Source organism: Phaeodactylibacter xiamenensis (genome assembly GCF_000759025.1).
Lineage (GTDB): Bacteria > Bacteroidota > Bacteroidia > Chitinophagales > Saprospiraceae > Phaeodactylibacter > Phaeodactylibacter xiamenensis.
Genome location: NZ_JPOS01000075.1, coordinates 170055 through 190783, shown reverse-complemented (window position 1 = coordinate 190783; position 20729 = coordinate 170055). Strand labels below are relative to the sequence as shown.

The following is a 20729-nucleotide window of genomic DNA, read 5'->3' as shown; positions in this document are numbered from 1 at the left end:
TGGTAAAAAAAATTAGTGCACCCTAAGTGAGTAACGTGCCTTAGTGGTAAAAAAACTCAGTGCACCCTAAGTGCCTAACGTGCCTTAGTGGTAAAAAAACTCAGTGCACCCTAAGTGCCTAACGTGCCTTAGTGGTAAAAAAACTCAGTGCACCCTAAGTGCCTAACGTGCCTTAGTGGTAAAAAAACTCAGTGCACCCTAAGTGCCTAATGTGCCTTAGTGGTAAAAAAACTCAGTGCCTAACGTGCCTTAGTGGTAAAAAAAACAACATGAATAACCAATCAAAAATCTACATAGCCGGTCACCGAGGCATGGTAGGCTCCGCCCTAGCCCGCAAGCTAACAGCCGAAGGCCACACCAACCTCATCACCCGCACCAGCAAAGAGCTCGACCTCCGCAACCAAGCCGCCGTAAACGAGTTCTTCGCGCAAGAAAAGCCCACCCACGTCTTCCTCGCCGCCGCCAAAGTAGGAGGCATCCTCGCCAACAACACCTACCGGGGCGAATTCCTCTACGACAACCTGATGATACAGAACAACGTAATCAATGCCGCGAAGGACAACGGCGTGGAAAAGCTCCTATTCCTCGGCTCCAGCTGCATCTACCCCAAGCTGGCCCCACAGCCCCTGAAGGAAGACTACCTCCTCACCGGAGAGCTCGAGCCCACCAACGAGCCCTATGCCATTGCCAAGATAGCCGGCATCAAGCTCTGCGACGCCTACCGCCACCAATACGGCTGCAACTTCATCTCCGTCATGCCCACCAACCTGTACGGGCCCAATGACAATTATGATTTGGAGAAATCCCACGTCCTGCCCGCCCTAATCCGCAAATTTCATGAAGCGAAGAAGCGCGGGGACAAAGCCGTGACCATCTGGGGCACCGGCTCCCCAAAGCGGGAGTTCCTCCACGTAGACGACCTGGCGGACGCCTGCTACTACCTCATGCAGACCTACGATGAGCCCGGGCTCGTCAACATCGGCACCGGAGAAGACATCCCCATCAAAGACCTGGCCCTGCTCATCAAAGACATCGTCGGCTTTGAAGGCCAACTGGAGCACGACCTTTCCAAGCCCGACGGCACCCCCCGCAAGCTCATGGACGTCAGCAAACTGAAAGCAGCTGGCTGGACGGCGCGGATTGGGCTGCGGGAGGGGATTGAGCGGGTGTATGAAAGCCTGAGTGGGGAGAGCTGGTACTAGGGGGGGTAAACACTAAGACACTTAGGCAGTAAGTTTCACTAAGACTGAAGTCTTACCCCCTCAGTGTCCTCTGTGCCTTAGTGGTAAAACCCAAGGGTAAACACTAAGACACTTAGGCAGTAAGTTTCACTAAGACTGAAGTCTTACCCCCTCAGTGTCCTCTGTGCCTTAGTGTCAAAAAAGAGCCTAAGTGCCCTCAGTGCCTCTAGCGCCTTAGTGGTAAAAAATCCCTCCGTGCCTGAGTGGGGAAAGCTGGTACTAGGGGGGGTAAACACTAAGACACTTAGGCAGTAAGTTTCACTAAGACTGAAGTCTTACCCCCTCAGTGTCCTCTGTGCCTTAGTGTCAAAAAAGAGCCTAAGTGCCCTCAGTGCCTTAGTGCCTTAGTGGTAAAAAACCCTAAGTGCCCTCCGTGCCTCTAGCGCCTTAGTGGTAAAAAACCCCTCCGTGCCTGAGTGTTAAAAACCCCCTACTTTACAATAACTTAACCCAAAAACATAGATTAACAATAAGCATATCCGATAGATAAAGAATAAAGTTCCTATCTTTGGGGAGCACAAAACACTGAAACTCCCAATTATCCCCATGGAAAACATAATCTCAGGATTTGTAACATCCTTCGCATTCACCTACTTAGCGATACCGCCTGTAATCAAAATCGCCAACGAACGGCATTTATGTGACGTTCCCGGCGAGCGCAGCTCCCACTTCGTCGCCACCCCCTCTCTGGGTGGCGTTGGTATTTTTATGGGGATATTGATAGCGTTGTTCATGTGGGTCCCCTTCGCCAGCCACCAATTTCTGCAATACCTGGTCGGCGCGCTCTTCATCATCTTCGTCGTCGGCCTCAAAGACGATTTAGAGCCCATGGACGCCAAGAAGAAGCTGGTCGCGCAGATGATCACGGCCTTTCTCATCGTCTACGCCTGTGATATCCGCATTGAAAGCATGCACGGGCTGCTGGGCTTCCACAGCGACTTCCCCTACTGGTTTTCCCTTTTGGTTTCCGGATTTACCGTCCTGGTGATCATGAATGCCTTCAACCTTATTGACGGCATCAATGGCCTTTCGGCAAGCATTGGCATACTTGTCAGCACCATCCTCGGTATTTGGTTCTTCAATACAGAACAGCCCGCCTTCGCCATTCTGGCCGCCATTACCACCGCCGCCTACCTTGCCTTTCTGCGCTACAACATCATGCCACCCACCCGCACCTTTATGGGCGATACGGGCTCGCTGATCCTCGGCACCATCACGGCCACCCTTGTCATTCAGTTTATCACCTCCAATGCCGCGCTGAACATTGGGCACATGTTTCACCTTCAAAGCATAGCCGCCGTCTCGATGACCGTGGTAGTCGTCCCCCTCTTCGACACCCTTCGCGTCTTCGCCACCCGCATGGCCCGCGGGCATTCCCCGCTGATGCCGGACCGCCGCCACATCCACCACCTCTTAGTGGACTACGGCTTCACCCATGCGCAGGCCACGGGCGTATTGGTGGCCTTCAACGCCGGTATGATCCTCTTCGCCTTCATCGGGCAAAACTACCTGGAACAGCACCTTATCTTAGGCATCGTCCTGCTCAGCGCCAGCCTTGGCACCCTGTACTTCCACCGCGCCGTCAACCGAAAGCGTGAGGACAAAAAGAAAATCCTTCAGCTCAACAGCTACCGCAGCGGCAGGCTTTCCACCCGTCGGGAAGAGGAAAAGGCAGCAGCGAGGAGCAAGGCGTACTAGGGCAGCTAGGGTTCAGGTTGGTCCGAAGCGCAGCCTTCTATACGGCGACAATTAATTGCCGCTCCCTATGGAGGAGCCGCCACGCCTGCTTTGCGGAGCCCGCCGCAGCCAATGCCCCGCTAGGGGCAAAATATAGGTAACCCCCAAGACTACTACTTGCCTCGTGCCGTAGGTACGAAATGTGAAAGCCAAAGCCACACCAGCTGGGCACTGCTTACAGAACGCCGGAGGAAGGGAGCGCCCCCGGCAGACCCGCCGCAGCCAGTGCCCCGCTAGGGGCAAAATATAGGTAACCCCCAAGACTACTACTTGCCTCGTGCCGTAGGTACGAAATGTGAAAGCCAAGGCCACACCAGCGGGGCACTGCTTACAGAACGCCGGGGGAAGGGAGCGCCCCCGGCGTTCTGATTCCCTAAGCCACATCGGCCGGCAACGCTCGGCCAAAAACATCAAAGCCCCAGCAATCTAAAGTCTCTTTTTCCCATCCTCACCCTGTACACCGCCATATTCAGCCCCTACGACACCCTGCGCCCGCAGCCCGATTTCCCGGGAGTGGACTACCTCTGCTTTACCGATCAGCCCCTGCAGAGCGATCAGTATCAGATCATCTCCTGCCCGCCCCTGCACCAGGACCCTATCCGCGCCTCCCGTCTGCCCAAGCTCCTGCCCCACCTTTTCCTCCCCCACTACCCCACCAGCATTTGGCACGACGCCAATATGCAATTCACCGGCTCTGCCATCCTAAGCTTATTCCGGGAAGCCCTCCGGCAATCCCCCTTCGTCCTATTCCGCCATCCCTACCGCGACTGCATATACGAAGAAGCCGATTGGTGTACCCGCCACCACAAAGACGACCCCGTCCTCATCCAAAAGACCGTAGATACCATTCGCACCCAAAACTACCCACCGCATCAGGGCCTGGCCGCCTGTGGCCTTATAGCCCGGCAGCACCACCATGCAGCCGTCATTCAATTCAGCAATGCGTGGTGGCATTTCTACCAGCAGCACAGCCGCCGCGACCAGCTCAGCTTCAACTACATCGCCTGGCAGCAGCAGCTCCCCTTCCGTGCCCTCCCCATCAACATTTATGACAACCCTTATTTGAGTATTGCCCCTCACAAGAATAGGGGGTAATATTCCCACCCCCAAGCTGGAGCACACTCCCGGAGCAGTCCACGCTCAAAGTGTACCCCAGCAGCCCAAGCATACCGACCTCGAAGAGCGTCGAATATTAGTCATCCCAAACCTCATCCTGATTTTTCGACCTCGTAGAGCGTCGCACCTTCCCCACCCGCAAGTTAGGGCATACTTCCCGGAGCAGCCAAGGTTAAGGCTGAGGTTAAGGCTAAGGTTGAGGTTGAGGGCCCACCAGCGTCCTCCAAGGCCCCGGCCGCTTTGCGACCGCCTCCTGGCGACCTACCGACCGGCAACGCTCAAAATCCAGGACCCTCCCAACTAGCACGCCCGGCGAAAGAAGTGCGCCGGGCGAGCCTGCCCCGCCATAACACCATAAAACCAAAATACCAAAGCACCCGCCGTAGCCCCAAGGCGAAGGAGGGACCACAACACCCACCGCCCGCAAGCTGGAGCACACTCCCGGAGCAGTCCACGCTCAAAGTGTACCCCAGCAGCCCAAGCATACCGACCTCGAAGAGCGTCGAATATTAGTCACCCCAAACCTCATCCTGATTTTTCGACCTCGTAGAGCGTCGCACCTTTCCCACCCGCAAGTTAGGGCATACTTCCCGGAGCAGCCAAGGCCAAGGCTAAGGTTGAGGCTGAGGTTGAGGTTGAGGGCCCACCAGCGTCCTCCAAGGCCCCGGCCGCTTTGCGACCGCCTCCTGGCGACCTACCCACCGGCAACGCTCGCCACTAAACCCTAACCCCTAAACTTCAAACTCCCCACCCGCAAGCTGGAGCACACTCCCGGAGCAGTCCACGCTCACAGTGTACCCCAGCAGCCCAGCCAACCGACCTCGAAGAGCGTCGAATATTAGTCATCCCAAACCTCATCCTGATTTTTCGACCTCGTAGAGCGTCGCACCTTTCCCACCCGCAAGTTAGGGCATACTTCCCGAAGCAGCCAAGGCCAAGGCTAAGGTTGAGGCTGAGGTTGAGGTTGAGGGCCCACCAGCGTCCTCCACGGGCACGGCCGCTTTGCGACCGCCTCCTGGCGACCAACCGACCGGCAACGCTCACCCCCTAAACCCTAACCCCTAAACTTCAACCTCCCCACCCGCAAGCTGGAGCACACTCCCGGAGCAGTCCACGCTCAAAGTGTACCCCAGCAGCCCAAGCATACCGACCTCGAAGAGCGTTGAATATTAGTCATCCCAAACCTCATCCTGATTTTTCGACCTCGTAGAGCGTCGCACCTTTCCCACCCGCAAGTTAGGGCATACTTCCCGGAGCAGCCAAGGCCAAGGCTAAGGTTGAGGCTGAGGTTGAGGTTGAGGGCCCACCAGCGTCCTCCACGGGCACGGCCGCTTTGCGACCGCCTCCTGGCGACCAACCGACCGGCAACGCTCACCCCCTAAACCCTAACCCCTAAACTTCAACCTCCCCACCCGCAAGCTGGAGCACACTCCCAGAGCAGTCCACGCTCAAAGTGTACCCCAGCAGCCCAAGCATACCGACCTCGAAGAGCGTTGAATATTAGTCATCCCAAACCTCATCCTGATTTTTCGACCTCGCAGAGCGTCGCACCTTTCCCACCCGCAAGTTAGGGCATACTTCCCGGAGCAGCCAACCCTCAAAGTATACCCTAACGCCCAGCCAACCGACCTCGCAGAGTGTCGAATATTAGTCATCCCAAACCTCATCCAGATTTTTCGACCTCTTAGAGCGTCGCACCTTTCCTTAGTTTTAAAATCACCCACCCATAAGTTAGGGCATACTTCACGGGGAAGCCAGGGCTCAAAGTATACCCTAACGGCACGGCGCTATTTCACCCGGTTAAAGCCATTTCCGGAAATCCTTACTTCTTATTAGGCACCAGCAACTCCCGGACATCCACCTCCAGGGCATCCGCCACCTCGTACAAGACCTCCAATGGCGGCTGTACGTGATTGGAGCACCAACGCGAGACTGTAGCACGGCTCCGACCCACCTCCTCCGCTAACCACTTGCTAGACTTTTGCTTGTCTGCCAATACCGCCTTAATCCTGTTATACCGCCGCATTACCTGATTTATGATTCCTGACAAAATTACGGCATAGCATGGGAGAAGAAAATTCAAAAAATACATGAAACTTTAAAATAGTTGCATTAAATGTAACAAGTTTGTATATTTGTCCTTATCAGGCCCAAAAAAGCTCAACACAGAGCGGTCTGTCACCCAATTTCAAACCCACACTTGCGACCATTATTCACCTTTAAAACACTTTCTCATGCCGAGAAAAGCACACCGAGGTCGCATATACGCAATACGAAGTGGTTTGCGACATCGGAGCAAGCCACTTCCCAGCGTAAATGCTGACATTGAGTAGGTTTGCTGTGGCAAACCACTTAATCGTCAGCATACAAGCCCAGGGCGGCGGCCTGGAAGCCAGCGAAAGCTGGTCGCAAACGGAACCATTAAGCAAAGAAAAGGGGTTATCCCTACTGAAGAGGCTGCGCAACAGGCTTAGTCCGGCAGACCAGGCCCTGCGCGAGCGCCCTTTTGAAGAAGCCGAACGCTTCATTGACCAAACCGAAGGCGGCATAGACGCCCCAGTCCGCAGAAGTTTCAACAACCGTCAAAACCGGAGCATCCGGATCGACATTGAAGTCTGGAGCGGCACCGCTTTTGTATCTATTCTACTCATTATAACTATTGTCCTATGGCGACTCTTGTAAATCCACTATTCCGCAGCTTCCTTTCCGACGCCACCGTCTACAAGCAAGCCGAACAGTTTTGGGCATCCGAAGTCCGTCAGTTGCTACAGCCGCACGGGCTGACCCACCACCCTTTCTACAACAATCAGTCCGGCAATGGGCAGCCCATAGCCGATGGCAATCCGATTTTCGATGCCTACGTTCCGGAACGTCACAAGCTCATCCGTATCCTGCAATACGATCCGGCAGACTTACAAGGCGCGCTCTTCAGCCACTATACCGATACCTGGCCTACGCCCGAGATGGACCCAGACCAACGCCCCCACCCCACCGATCCTGCCCTGCGCGATGCCCCCATCCCGGAGCTCGTCATCAGCCTCTACCTCACGGAGGAAACAGCCGCAAAAGCCCGCCTCCTTCTCCACCAATGGCTGGTCGAAGATAAGGAGGTTGGGGAAGGATAGCTAAGCCTGGGCTTGGGGCTGCCCCGGGGAGGATGGCCTCGGCAGGGGCAAGGGCAGGGCTAAGGTTGAGGTTTCCGACTACGCTTAACCCGGATTATTCACGGCATGGAGTTGAAATTAAATTTTAACTCCATGCCGCGCTGATTTTATCAAAACTACTCCTTGGCTCCCGGTTGGAATAGAATTAAATTTTCCTTCGCCAAGAATTTTTTCTCATTTTGCCGGAAAAAAGCCGAAAATGATGAGCCAAGGGCATAGCCTTCCCTCCAGGGCTTGCCCCCTGTAGAAAAACCCCCCTCCTTGTTGACCCCTGGCTGGCGAGCCACTAACACTGCATCATCACTTCTCGGAACAGGTTCTGTTGGGAAAAGGCTCGCGAAAAACGAATGTGTATCCTGCGAACCGTTTCATGAACCTGGGCAGCTACTTTTAGCAGATATAGCCGGATAGACTGTACCGACCAGGCCCAGGCTTTGGCATGAGCCGTTTTTCGGATCAGTCCCCGTAAATTGCGCAACAACTCATAAGCCAGGCACGACAGCATAAGCCGGAAGAAGTTGGCACTGAAACGATGGCAACTGAGCCGGTCTGAAAAACACATGTTCTTCACTTCCTTGATCCGGTTTTCAGAGGCCTCTCCGCGTTGCACATAAAAATCTTTGTATAGCTCTTCGGCATCGTCGTCGGCAAAGTTGCTAACGATAAAACGCAGATTCATGCCTTTGCCCGTCGATTCAATTTTGGCATATACTTGCTGAGGGTTATCCCAGGAATCAGCCTGGTAACTGAAGGGCCCTACAAACTTTTGATGCCGGGCCCCCTTTTGCCCATAGTGCTTATTGACCCAGTCATAAGATTTCCGGACCGCCGCTTTCAGGCGGGGGTTAGATGTAAGGCCAATGCAAAAATCAAGGTCTTGCTCCTCCACTACCTCATAAAAACCAGGGCAGGAAAAGCCGCCATCAGCCCGGACGATGATTTGAATATCCCCAAAGCGCTGGCGGATTTTCCTGGCGATTACCCGCAAAAACCTGTCATTCCATTTATTGGAGTGTACGTTGCCGGGGCGCAATACCGGCAGGATGATTTGCCCCGTTTCCCCATCTATATAAAACAGCTCATTGAGCATCCACTGCCAGTAGTAGCCGTGAAACAAACTGCCCTGCTGATCTCCATGGGTAGGGTCGTCGGTACAATCCACATCAATGATCACATACTCTTTATCAGTGGGCAAACTAGCCACATACCGGTCAACCCACCACTCAGCCAGCCGGTACACGGCGCCCATGTTCAGGCTGTTTTCCAGGCGGCTCAGCGTTGGTTGAGAACACAAGCCGTTATCCATTAGAGCTTTCAGCAAGGGGTCTTCCTTGAGGTAATCTACATCATTACAATCTTCGTAACCGCAAGCCAGCAGCATTACCCGTTGCATTATCAGCTCTTCAACACTGTAAGTGATCAGCTCAGGGTCGCGCCGGTCGGGGACCTGCTCACTGAACGCTTTGATCAATTTTGATCTTCTCGCCAGTTTGTACAGAAGGCTAAAGCCTCCATCTGAGCTGGTTTCCTGGCCCGAAAAATCGAAGGTGTATTGTTTTTTATTCTGATAAAAAGCCGTATTTTTATTACTCATTTTTGGGTATGGAGTTTTTATATTTTTTGAAGCCTAAGCAACTCTAATATAAGAACTTATACCCTTTTTTTATGCCTTGCCGTGAATAATCCGGGTTAAGCTACGTCGGACGGAGAAGGACCAGCCAGCGTCACCCAAGGCAACGGCCGCTTTGCGACCGCCTCCTGACGACCAACCGACCAGCACTGCTCGCCCCAAGACCGCACCAACGGCACCGCTCGTGCCCTGCCTGCCAAAGCAAGAGCGAAGGCAGGTCCCCCGCTATACACCAATAAACAACACAAAACCATTCCCATCCTGGCGGGGGTCGGGGGTGGAGATTCTAACTTTTCCGTCACAAAAAATAGCGCCACACCGACCAGCGACGCTCGCCCCAAGACTGCACCAACGACAACGCTCGCCACTTTTACATTTCCGAAGGCCCGTATGGGTTGCATTTCGCGTTTTACATTTCCGAAGCGCAGCAAGGCCCGTATGGGTACATTTCTCTGTTCTGCAGTTCCAAACCACAGCCCATGCCCCATAGGGGCAAAATGTCGGTAACTCCAAAGACCAACCCATGCCTCGTGCCGTAGGTACGAAATGTGAAAGCCCGGAGACCCACCGACCGGCAACGCTAGTATTCCAGGACCACCCCAACGAGCACGCCCGGCGAAAGGAGAGCGCCGGGCGAGACAGCCTCACCCACCGGCAACGCTCGCCCCCAAGCCATACCCCCGGCAGACCCCGCCAAGAAGACCCCGCCTGGCCCCCGGCATTGCAGCCTTTAGGGAAAATCGCAGGCAGACGACGGCCACGCAGTGACGTGGATACACTATTTGAGCCCTATCGGATAAACATCGTTACAACAAATACAACACATAACTAAAAATCCTTAATATTATATTCAGAAACCAAAAGAATCAGAAACTTGTTTAAAGGAAGTAATTTTGATCAAAACCAGAGATATGAAAACGGTAACACTTGATTCTTCAGAAGACCGATTTATAATTAGCATTGACAAAAAATCAATAAACAAAGACGCTTTACTCCAGTTTCTCGAGAACCTAAGACTGGAAGCTTTAGCTGATAAAGTTAATTTTGGAAAGGAAATAGAAGATTTGGGAGAAGAGATCAAAGGTGACTGGTGGCAATCAAATAAAGATAGGTTTATCCCCAAATCGGAACAATGAGAAAAGTAATCGTCGATTCAAATATTGTATTTTCAGCCTTTAGGGTGCAGCGTTCCTTAACCCGAGATAAAATTCTGAATAGCCAGGATAAGTATTACGCTCCCAATTTTTTGATAGGTGAAATATTTAAGCATAAAGAAAGAATACTTAAGAAATCAAAAGCATCAGAGGAAGAAACGTTAGAATATCTTTTAAAGATTTTATAGTTCTCCAAAAGACTAGAACCAAATGGATAGGAACCAGATAATCAATAAAATAAGAGAGAACAGGGAGACCTTGGAGAAAAGGTTTAACATATCCCGAATAGGTCTTTTTGGAAGTTACTCGACCAATACTTTTCACAATGAGAGCGATATAGATTTGATTTATGATCTCAAAGAGGGTATAAGGTTAGGCTTTAAAGAGAGCTATGAATTGGAAGAATACATCAAAGAATTATTAGAAGTTGAGACGATAGATTTGGTCAACCACGAATATGTCAACCCAATTATTGAGGATGAAATCGACAAAACGGTGATTTATGTATGAGAAGAAGAATTTTACATACATAATGACGATCCTCGAGTCAATCGAGAAGATATTTTTATACACCGAATCTTTTGAAGACCCAGATCGTTTCTTTGAGGCAAATGAACAAATGAATTTCAATGCCAGCCAAATACTTCTATTGGTAATTGGCGAAGAAGTTAAGAAAATAGACAATAACCTAAAAGAAGAACATAAGGGTATACCTTGGCCCGAAATATCAAAATTGAGGAACAGGATTGCCCACGATTACAGAAGCATAGACCCAAATATCTCATTTGATATCATCAAGAATTATTTACCCAAATTGAAATCAGAACTCGTGAAGATGCTTGACAAAGTATCGTTTGAGAGCGCACTTCTGATAAAAACAGTAAATTCGAATCAATACAGACACCTAAAATATTTGATTGATGAAGAAGAATAGGAGTAAGCCACCCGGCGAAGGGACCGACTCCCCATAATTTATCCGTACGGACTTGTCCGTATGGACTTGTCCGTATGGACTTGTCCGTATGGACTTGTCCGTATGGATGTATACTGGCGTTTCAAACTACGTCGAACAGCGAGTGCGCCGGGCGTGCCTGCCACACCGACCGGCACTGCTCGAATCCCAAGACCACCCAATCGGCACCGCTCGTGCCCTGCCTGCCAAAGCAATAGCGACGGCAGGTCCCCTGCTATACACCAATACCCAACACAAAACCATTCCCATCCTGGCAGGGGTCGGGGGTGGAGATTCTAACTTTTCCGTCACAAAAAATAGCGCCACACCGACCAGCGACGCTCGCCCCAAGACTGCACCAACGACAACGCTCGCCACTTTTACATTTCCGAAGGCCCGTATGGGTTGCATTTCGCGTTTTACATTTCCGAAGCGCAGCAAGGCCCGTATGGGTACATTTCTCTGTTTTGCAGTTCCAAACCACAACCCATGCCCCATAGGGGCAAAATGTCGGTAACACCCAAGACCGCCCGTAGCCTCGTGCCGTAGGTACGAAATGTGAAAGCCCAGCCACACCCACCGGCACCGCCCAAATCCCAAGACCAACCGACCGGCAACGCTCGCCCCTAAACCCTAACCCCTAAACTTCAACCTCCCCACCCACAAGCTGGAGCACACTCCCAAAAGCAGCCAACGCTCAAAGTATACCCCAGCAGCCCAAGCCAACCGACCTCGCAGAGTGTCGAATATTAGTCATCCCAAACCTCATCCTGATTTTTCGACCTCGCAGAGCGTCGCACCCTTCCCATCCGCAAGTTAGGGCATACTTCCCGGAGCAGCCAAGGCTAAGGTTAAGGCTGAGGTTAAGGTTGAGGTTGAGGGCCCACCAGCGTCCTCCAAGGCCCCGGCCGCTTTGCGACCGCCTCCTGACGACCTACCCACCGGCAACGCTCACCCCAAGACACCGCCCCGGTAGACCCAGCCCCGAAGACCCCGCCCTGACCCTCATCCTTCTCCGGCTGACGTAGCTGAGCGCCAACACTGGCCCGTATGGGGAGTCAGCATCCTCGCAAAGACCCCGCCACAGACCAACCTCAACCTTCCCCAGGAAAAGCCTGGCACCAGAGCCGCCAACGCTCAAGGTATACCCTAACGGCACTGCCACCCGACCTCGTAGAGCGTCGAATATTAGTCACCCCAAACCTCATCCAGATTTTACGACCTCGTAGAGCGTCGCACTCTTCTTTAGTTTTAAAATCACCCACCCGCAAGTTAGGGCATACTTCCCGGAGCAGCCCAACGCTCAAAGTATACCCTAACGGCAACTCCGCGCCCCGCCCGCCGAAGCTCCAGTCGAAGGCTGGTAGCCCAGGACTGAACCAACGGCACCGCTCGCCCCTCTAAACTTTAAACTTTAAACTCTAAACTTAAACCTTTACCTCTCAAGACCCACCCCAAGACCAAAACAAAACCCAAAAAACCCCTACCTTCACCCCCAAAACCACTCAAAGCAATGAAAGCCCACATCCTACTATACCTCCTACTCCTCCTCCCCACCCTCACCTACGCCCAATACCAGCTCCTGCAGCTCAACCCCCAGGAACGCTACTGGCACGAAAACGCCCTCCTGCGCGACACCCATCAGCTCCACACCGCCATCCGCCCCTGGAGGCGGGACGAAGTAGACCCCTACAGCCGCAAAGGCGACCTCCTGCCCGACACCATCGTCAAAAAAGGCGGGCTCTGGGACTGGGTAGAACGCAAAGCCCTGTACGAAGACTTCATCCACTCCCGGGGCAAAGACCACTACTTCACCCTCAACCCCGTGGTATACTTCCGCGGCGGGCAGGACAGCGAAGGCGACTTCGACTACACCTACCGCAACAGCCGCGGCGCCCGCCTCGAACTGCAGCTCGGCAAAGTCTCCGCCTATACCACTTTGGTGGAAACCCAGGCCCGCCTGCCCATGCACGTACAGGCCTTCGTGCGCCAAAACCGGGGCGTAGTGCCCGGCTACTGGCTCTCCAAAAATTTTGGGGAAAACGCCCGCGACTACGCCTACGCCGCCGGGGAAGTCGCCTACACGCCCACCCCCAACTTCCACTTCCGCCTCGGCCACGGCAAGCAGTTCATCGGCGAAGGCTACCGCTCCCTGCTGATGTCCGACAACGGCGTCAACTACCCCTACTTCCGCATCGAGACCACCTTCTGGAAATTCCGCTACGTCAACACCTGGGCCATTATGAACGACCTCCGCGACAGCGTGATGGTCGGCAACATCTTCGCCAAGAAGTACATGTCCATGCACTACCTGAGCGCCAATATCGGCAAGCGCTTCAACCTCGGGCTCTTCGAAGGCATCATGTGGGGCGACGAGCTCAACCGCTACGGCTTCGACCCCAGCTTCCTCAACCCCGTCATCCTTTACCGCCCCGTGGAGTTCGCACAAGGCTTCGCCGGCGGCAACACCCTCATGGGCCTTCAGGCCTCCTACCACTTTAAGAATGGCATACTGGCTTACGGCCAAATGGCGATGGACGAGTTCACCTCCTCCGCCGTCTTCAACTGGAGCGAAGGCAGCTGGCTCAACATGATGGCCTGGCAGGCCGGGCTGAAATGGGGCGACGCCTTTGGCATCCGCAACCTCTTCCTCCGCGCCGAGTACAACATCGCCCGCCCCCACATCTACGCCCACCGGGAGATCCTCACCAACTGGGGCCACTATCAGCAGCCCCTCGCCCACCCCTGGGGCGCCAATTTTGAGGAAATGCTCGTCCGTGCCCACTACCGTATTGGCCGCTGGAGCTTCCTGGCCGCCTACCACCAGGGCCGTACCGGCCGCGATGCCCCCGGCGAGAACTGGGGCGGCGACATCTTCAAGTCCTTCGACATCCGCTCTGCCGACACCGGCGTCTTCGCCGTACAAGGCAACCTCGGCGACCTCACCTACCTGCGCGCCGAGGCCGCCTTCACCATCAACCCCCTTTACAACCTCGAAGTCCACGCCGGCTATCAGTCCCGCACCGAGACCAGCGAAGTCGGCGGCTTCCCCGACAGCCGCTGGGCATACTTTGGCCTGCGTACCAACCTCTACACTTCTTATCAGGACTTTTGAGGCCGGGAGGCCCCGGGCAAGACCTATCTAGGTCTGGGGTGGCCCCAGGCTAGCCCAGCCGAGGTTAAGGCTAATGTTGAGCACCAGGCGCCGCCCCCCAAGGCCACGGCCGCTTTGCGACCGCCTCCCGGCGACCCACCGACCGGCAGCCCGAGACCAACCGACCGGCAACGCTCGCCACCAAGCCACCGCCCCGGCAGACCAAGCACAGAAGACCAACCTCAACCTCCCCCAGGAAAAGCCCGGCACTGTCCCAGCCAAGGTTGAGGCTAAGGTTAAGGTTGAGCACCAGGCGACGTCACCCAAAGCCACGGCCGCTTTGCGACCGCCTCCTGACGACCCACCGACCGGCAGCGCTCGCCCCAAGCCACCGCCCCGGCAGCCACCACCAGGAAGACCCAGCCTGGCCCCCGGCATTGCAGCGTTTAGGGAAAATCGCGGAGGAGCGGCGTTCACGCAGTGACGTGGATACACTGTTTGAGCCCAAACGCCCAATCACCTGAAAAACCAGCATCATGCTATTCACCACGCACCCTTAACCCGCCCTGCACCAAGGCGAGTTTGTAGGCACGAGCCGCTCCTTCGCGATTTTCCCGTTAAGAACGATGCATCCCGGTATAACCGGGAATTTTTGTTTCTTTTCATCCAGGAAAAGAAAATGTAATATTTGCCCCCAAGCCACCGCCCCGGCAGACCAAGCAACCGGCAACGCTCGCCCCCAAGCCACCGCACCCGGCAGACCAACCACAGCCCATGCCCCATAGGGGCAAAATGTAGGTAACACCCAAGACCGCCCATAGCCTCGTGCCGTAGGTACGAAATGTGAAAGCCCGGAGACACACCGACCGGCACCGCCTGTCACTTTTGCATTTTATATTTTACATTTCCGAAGCGCAGCAAGGCCCGTATGGGTACATTTCTCTGTTTTACAGTTCCAAACCACAGCCCATGCCCCATAGGGGCAAAATGTCGGTAACACCCAAGACCGCCCGTAGCCTCGTGCCGTAGGTACGAAATGTGAAAGCCCGGAGACACACCGACCGGAAACGCCTGTCACTTTTGCATTTTATATTTTACATTTCCGAAGCGCAGCAAGGCCCGTATGGGTACATTTCTCTGTTTTGCAGTTCCAAACCACAGCCCATGCCCCATAGGGGCAAAATGTCGGTAACACCCAAGACCGCCCGTAGCCTCGTGCCGTAGGTACGAAATGTGAAAGCCCAGCCACACCCACCGGCACCGCCCAAATCCCAAGACCAACCGACCGGCAACGCTCGCCCCTAAACCCTAACCCTTAAACTTCAACCTCCCCACCCACAAGCTGGAGCACACTCCCAAAAGCAGTCCACGCTCAAAGTGTACCCCAGCAGCCCAAGCCAACCGACCTCGTAGAGCGTCGAATATTAGTCACCCCAAACCTCTTCCAGATTTTACGACCTCGTAGAGCGTCGCACCTCCCCCACCCGCAAGTTAGGGCATACTCCCCAGAGCAGCCAACCCTCAAAGTATACCCTAACGGCACGCCGCGCCCCGCCCGCCGAAGCCCCAGGCGAAGGCTGGTAGCCCAGGACTGAACCAACGGCAACGCTCGCCCCCCTAAACTCTAAACTCTAAACTTAAACCTTTACCACCCCAGACCCACCCAAAAAACCCAAAAACCCTTATATTCGTCCCACCAACAAAACAAACCACCACAACACCCCCATTAACTCATCCCCACTAAAACAAAAACGCATGCCCAACAACAGCAACACCTACGTAGCCATTATGGCAGGCGGCATCGGCAGCCGCTTCTGGCCCGCCAGCCGGGAAGAACGCCCAAAGCAATTCCTCGACATCCTCGGCGTCGGTAAGTCCCTCATCCGCCTCACCTTCGAGCGCTTCCTGAAGCTCTGCCCCGCCTCCAACATCTTTATCGTCACCAACAAGCAATACGCCGGGCTCGTCAAAGAACACCTGCCGGAGCTCACCGACAATCAGATCCTCACCGAGCCCTCCCGCAACAACACCGCCCCCTGCATCGCCTACACCGCCTTCAAGCTGCAGGCCCTCAACCCGGACGCCAACCTCGTCGTCGCCCCCAGCGACCACATCATCCTCAAAGAAGACACTTTCGTGGAAACCCTGCAGCAAGGGCTCGCCTTCACCGCTGCCAACGACGCCCTGCTCACCCTCGGCATCACCCCCACCCGCCCCGATACCGGCTACGGCTACATCGAAATCGACCCCAAAGTCCCCGGCGACAGCAACCAGCCCAAATCCGTCAAAGCCTTCCGCGAAAAGCCCGACCGCCCCACTGCCCAGCAATACCTCGATAGCGGCAACTACCTCTGGAATGCCGGCATCTTCGTCTGGCGCGTCAGCAGCCTACTGAAGGCTTTCGCCGAAAACGCCCCCGAGATCCACCGCATCCTCGGCGCCGGCGCCCCCCACTACAACACCCCACAGGAGCAGGCCTTCATCGATGAGGCCTACCCCACCACCCCCTCCATCTCTGTAGACTACGCCATTATGGAAAAAGCCGGCAACGTCTTCACCATCCCCAGCGACTTCGGCTGGTCAGACCTCGGCACCTGGGCCTCCCTCCACGCCGAAAGCCCTAAAGACGACCAAAGCAATGTCGCACAAGGCAGCCCCATACAGCTGATCGACACCCAAGACACCCTCGTCCGCGCCCCCAAAGGCAAGCGCCTCGTCATCGGCGGCCTGGACGACTACATCGTGGTTGACGAAGGCGATGTCCTCCTCATCTGGCCCAAGTCCAGAGAGCAGGAGATTAAGCATTTGGTGGATAAGTAGGGCTGGGTGCGCAGGGCGGACAGGGGAGGCTGAGCTTGGTCCAGAGCACAGCCCTGACAAGGTTGAGGTTGAGGTTGAGGTTAAGGACCAGCCTGCGCCCCCCAGTGCCACGGCCGCTTTGCGACCGCCTCCTGAAGACCCACCGACCAGCAACGCTCGCCCCAAGACCGCACCAACGGCAACGCTCGCCACTTTTACATTTTTCAGTTTTACATTTCCGAAGCGCAGCAAGGCCCGTATGGGTACATTTCTCTGTTTTGCAGTTCCAAACCACAGCCCATGCCCCATAGGGGCAAAATGTCGGTAACACCCAAGACCGCCCGTCGACTCGTGCCGTAGGTACGAAATGTGAAAGCCCAGCCACACCCACCGGCACCGCCCAAATCCCAAGACCAACCGACCGGCAACGCTCGCCCCTAAACCCTAACCCCTAACCCCTAAACTTCAACCTCCCCACCCACAAGCTGGAGCACACTCCCAAAAGCAGCCAACGCTCAAAGTGTACCCCAGCAGCCCAAGCCACCCGACCTCGTAGAGCGTCGAATATTAGTCACCCCAAACCTCTTCCAGATTTTTCGACCTCGCAGAGCGTCGCACCTCCCCCACCCGCAAGTTAGGGCATACTTCCCGGAGCCGCCAACGCTCAAAGTATACCCTAACGGCACGCCCCCGAAGACCAACCCTCGCCCCCCGGCAAAAGGCCGCAAACGGTCGGACCAGGCAGCCATCGCCTGGCTCTTCTCCGGCCGACGTAGCCTTGTGCAGAGTCGACAACCTCATCCTCGCCAAGACCCTCCACAGACCAACCTTAGCCTCTCCCCGGGCAGGGCTAAGGTTGAGGTTGGTCCAGGGCAAAGCCCAGCCAAGGTTAAGGTTTCCGCCCCTGCTTAAGCTCCCACAGACAGAGAAGCACCCGCCAGCTCCCTCCAAAAGCAACGGTCGCTTTGCGACCGCCTCCCGCAGACCCAGCGACCGGCACTGCCCCGTTAGGGGCAAAATGTCAGTAACCTCCAAGCCAACCCAACGCCCTGTGCCGTAGGTACAGCATGTGAAAGCAGCGTCACACCGACCGGCAACGCTCGAAACCCAAGACAACCCAACAAGCACGCCCGGCGAAAGAAGTGCGCCGGGCGAGGCTGCAACACCATAAAACCCACCGCCCGCCAAAGCCACAGGCGACGGCGGGAAAACACCACAAAACCCAAAACCAACCCCACGGCGCCACTCGCCCCCCTAAACCCTAAACTCCCCAACCCTTCTCCGGCTGACGCAGCCTTGTGCAGAGTCGGTATCCTCATCCTCGCCAAGACCAACCTTATCCTCGTTCCCCACGGAAAGGTTGTGCATTCCTTCCTTTCAAAAGTGATCAAAAATCAATTTTACTGGTCGAATCCAGCAGAAAAAATTTATATTGCATGGTACAACCATCAATCATGCAATACTTAACCGAGAAATTCCGGAAAAAGCTCCTGCACCTGCCCATGGATTTTCAGCGAAGCCTGATGCAGGACATCACTTGGGAAACTCGCCTTATTGGAATAAAAGGCGCACGCGGAGCAGGGAAAACTACCCTGCTGCTACAACGGATAAAAACCCTGCTTGACCACAACCACAAGGCCCTTTATGTGAGTATGGACGACCTATGGTTTGCAGACCACCGCCTAACCGCACTTGCCGATCAGTTCGCTAAAGAGGGCGGCCGTTACCTCTTTATTGACGAAGTGCATAAATACCCGGACTGGTCCCGGGAAATAAAAAACATCTATGATGATTATCCTGAATTGTATGTCATCTTCACCGGCTCCTCCCTCCTCGAAATTCTAAACGCAAGAGCTGATCTAAGCAGACGGGCGGTAGTCTATGAAATGCAGGGGCTGTCCTTCCGGGAATACCTGCACTTCTCACAGAGCCAGCCCTTCCCCAGATTAACCCTTCAGGATCTTTTGAGCGGGCACGAAACGATTGCCAGTGAGATCGTTCAAAAGATCCGGCCCCTGGCTTACTTTAAGGACTACCTAAAGACAGGTTATTACCCCTTTTTCAAAGAAGTACCAACATTATACCCTCAACGCCTGACCGAGGTAGTCAACCTTATTTTGGAAATTGAATTGCCCCAGCTTAGAAGAGTGGACGTCGCATGGATTCACAAGCTCCGGCAATTACTCCTTATCATCGCAGAATCCGCCCCATTCAAGCCCAACATCAGCGCCCTAAGCAACAAGATTGGCATCAACAGGGAAACCCTGCTCGCCTATCTGCACCACCTGTCAGAATGCGGGCTTACCCGCCATTTGTACCGGGAAGGCAAAGGCATCAGCCGCCTGCAAAAGCCCGATAAAGTCTACCTTGACAATACCAACCTCGCCTACACCTTGCGCCCTTCCCAGCCCGATACCGGTACCATCCGGGAAACCTACTTTGCCAATCAGCTCGCCTACCAGCACAAGCTTAGTTACCCCAAAACAGGTGACTTCCTCGTGGACGGGCAACACCTCTTCGAAATTGGTGGCCCCGGCAAACCCGGCCGACAACTGCCCGACGCTTCGGGTTTCCTTGCATTAGACAACATAGAATTTGGCTACCAGAACCGAATCCCATTGTGGCTTTTTGGCTTTCTTTATTAGAACGCTTTCACTCGAAACCTAAGATTCCGCAACCGACGAAGTCCCGACGAAGAAGGTCCCTTCCCCCAGCCTTCTGATTCCCCAGCCACTCCGACCAGCAACGCTTGCCCCCCGGCAGGAGACCGCAAACGGTCGGCCCAGGCAGCCATACCCCGGCCCTCAACCTCCCCCAGGAAAAGCCCGGTACCGCCCCAGCTAAGGTTGAGGCTAAGGTTAAGGTTGAGCACCAGGCGGCGTCACCCAGGGGCACGGCCGCTTTGCGACCGCCTCCTGACGGCACACCGACCGGCACTGCTCGCCCCCAAGCCACCACCCCGGCAGACCAACCCAAGAAGACCCCGCCTGGCCCTCAACCTCACAAAGACCCCGCCAAAGACCAACCTCAACCTTGCAAAGAGACAGCCAAGCGAGGCTCATCCAAAAGTTAGGGCATACTCCCCGGAGCAGCCAGGGCTCAAAGTATACCCTAACGCCCAAGCCAACCGACCTCGTAGAGCGTCGAATATTAGTCACCCCAAACCTCTTCCAGATTTTACGACCTCGTAGAGCGTCGCACCTCCCCCACCCGCAAGTTAGGGCATACTCCCCCGAGCCGCCAACGCTCAAAGTATACCCTAACGGCACGCCCCCGAAGACCAACCCTCGCCCCCAGGCAGGAGACCGTCTACGGTCGGTCCAGGAAGCCATCGCCCGGCTCTCAACCTCAACCTCGCAGAGACCCCGCCACAGACCAACCTCAACCTCCCCCAGGAAAAGCCCGGCACCGCCCCAGCCAACGCTCAAAGTGTACCTCAGCAGCCAAGCCAACCGACCTCGCAGAGCGTCGAACATTACTCACCCCAAACCTCATCCAGATTTTTCGACCTCGTAGAGCGTCGCACCTCCCCCACCCGCAAGTTAGGGCATACTCCCCGGAACCGCCAACCCTCAAAGTATACCCTAACGGCACTCCGCGCCCCGCTAGCCGAAGCCCTAAGCGAAGGCTGGTAGCCCAGGACTGAATCCACGGCAACACTCGCCACTTTTACCCTCCTTCATATCTACTTCAGCGGGCAGAGCATTTCCGAAGGCCCGTATGGGTTACATTAAGAATTTTGCTGTTTCTAAGCGTAGCAAAGCCCGTATGGGTACATTTCCCCCAACCACCGCAAAAAACCAAGGCCAGCACTTCAAACCCCATAAAACCTAACAACCCAA

General features: G+C 55.0%; 14 protein-coding genes. 12 read left to right on the top strand and 2 right to left on the bottom strand.

All coding sequences use genetic code 11. From position 1 onward, the window contains the following. Positions 1-269 precede the first annotated feature (269 nt). The 3 genes from fcl to IX84_RS19155 all read left to right on the top strand — a co-directional run bounded on the left by fcl (position 270) and on the right by IX84_RS19155 (position 4073). Positions 270-1202 carry a GDP-L-fucose synthase gene (gene fcl, locus IX84_RS19170; protein WP_044224347.1) on the top strand — a complete coding sequence of 311 codons (933 nt, stop codon included), beginning with the start codon at positions 270-272 and terminating at the stop codon, positions 1200-1202. 585 nt (positions 1203-1787) lie between these two features. Next, on the top strand, positions 1788-2939 hold the full coding sequence (locus IX84_RS19165) for a glycosyltransferase family 4 protein (RefSeq protein WP_052516212.1): 1152 nt from the start codon (positions 1788-1790) through the stop codon (positions 2937-2939). 552 nt (positions 2940-3491) lie between these two features. Beyond that, complete coding sequence (locus tag IX84_RS19155; protein WP_072013671.1) at positions 3492-4073, top strand: glycosyltransferase domain-containing protein; 582 nt, start codon at positions 3492-3494, stop codon at positions 4071-4073. A 1843-nt stretch (positions 4074-5916) separates the two neighbouring features. Here IX84_RS19155 and IX84_RS19150 read toward each other — a convergent pair. Further along, positions 5917-6120, bottom strand: coding sequence for a helix-turn-helix transcriptional regulator (locus IX84_RS19150; protein WP_044224416.1), 204 nt, complete (start codon positions 6118-6120; stop codon positions 5917-5919). Between the two features lie 314 nt (positions 6121-6434). Here IX84_RS19150 and IX84_RS19145 point away from each other — a divergent pair, with 314 nt between their 5' ends. Continuing rightward, positions 6435-6776, top strand: coding sequence for a hypothetical protein (locus tag IX84_RS19145; RefSeq protein WP_152605142.1), 342 nt, complete (start codon positions 6435-6437; stop codon positions 6774-6776). Beyond that, positions 6761-7219, top strand: coding sequence for a hypothetical protein (locus tag IX84_RS19140; protein WP_044224336.1), 459 nt, complete (start codon positions 6761-6763; stop codon positions 7217-7219). Before IX84_RS19145 ends, IX84_RS19140 begins: the two co-directional genes overlap by 16 nt. Positions 7220-7544: 325 nt before the next feature. Here IX84_RS19140 and IX84_RS19135 read toward each other — a convergent pair whose 3' ends face one another. Then, positions 7545-8852, bottom strand: coding sequence for an IS1380 family transposase (locus IX84_RS19135; protein ID WP_044223612.1), 1308 nt, complete (start codon positions 8850-8852; stop codon positions 7545-7547). Between the two features lie 947 nt (positions 8853-9799). Between IX84_RS19135 and IX84_RS19125 the strand changes: the two genes are divergently transcribed. The 7 genes from IX84_RS19125 to IX84_RS19090 all read left to right on the top strand — a co-directional run bounded on the left by IX84_RS19125 (position 9800) and on the right by IX84_RS19090 (position 19532). Next, positions 9800-10024, top strand: a complete 225-nt coding sequence (locus tag IX84_RS19125) for a hypothetical protein (protein ID WP_044224330.1) — start codon at positions 9800-9802, stop codon at positions 10022-10024. After that, entirely contained in the window at positions 10021-10230 is a 210-nt protein-coding gene (locus IX84_RS19120; RefSeq protein WP_044224413.1) for a PIN domain-containing protein, read from the top strand. The genes IX84_RS19125 and IX84_RS19120 overlap by 4 nt, the downstream gene beginning before the upstream one ends. 22 nt (positions 10231-10252) lie before the next feature. After that, entirely contained in the window at positions 10253-10552 is a 300-nt protein-coding gene (locus IX84_RS19115) for a nucleotidyltransferase family protein (RefSeq protein WP_044224327.1), read from the top strand. Beyond that, positions 10545-10976, top strand: coding sequence for a HepT-like ribonuclease domain-containing protein (locus IX84_RS19110; RefSeq protein WP_044224324.1), 432 nt, complete (start codon positions 10545-10547; stop codon positions 10974-10976). The genes IX84_RS19115 and IX84_RS19110 overlap by 8 nt, the downstream gene beginning before the upstream one ends. A gap of 1531 nt (positions 10977-12507) precedes the next feature. Then, entirely contained in the window at positions 12508-14109 is a 1602-nt protein-coding gene (locus tag IX84_RS19105) for a hypothetical protein (protein WP_052516211.1), read from the top strand. Positions 14110-15843: 1734 nt separating this feature from the next. Further along, positions 15844-16908 carry a mannose-1-phosphate guanylyltransferase gene (locus IX84_RS19100; RefSeq protein WP_044224321.1) on the top strand — a complete coding sequence of 355 codons (1065 nt, stop codon included), beginning with the start codon at positions 15844-15846 and terminating at the stop codon, positions 16906-16908. 1433 nt (positions 16909-18341) lie between these two features. Continuing rightward, positions 18342-19532 carry an ATP-binding protein gene (locus IX84_RS19090; protein WP_044224318.1) on the top strand — a complete coding sequence of 397 codons (1191 nt, stop codon included), beginning with the start codon at positions 18342-18344 and terminating at the stop codon, positions 19530-19532. Positions 19533-20729 lie beyond the last annotated feature (1197 nt).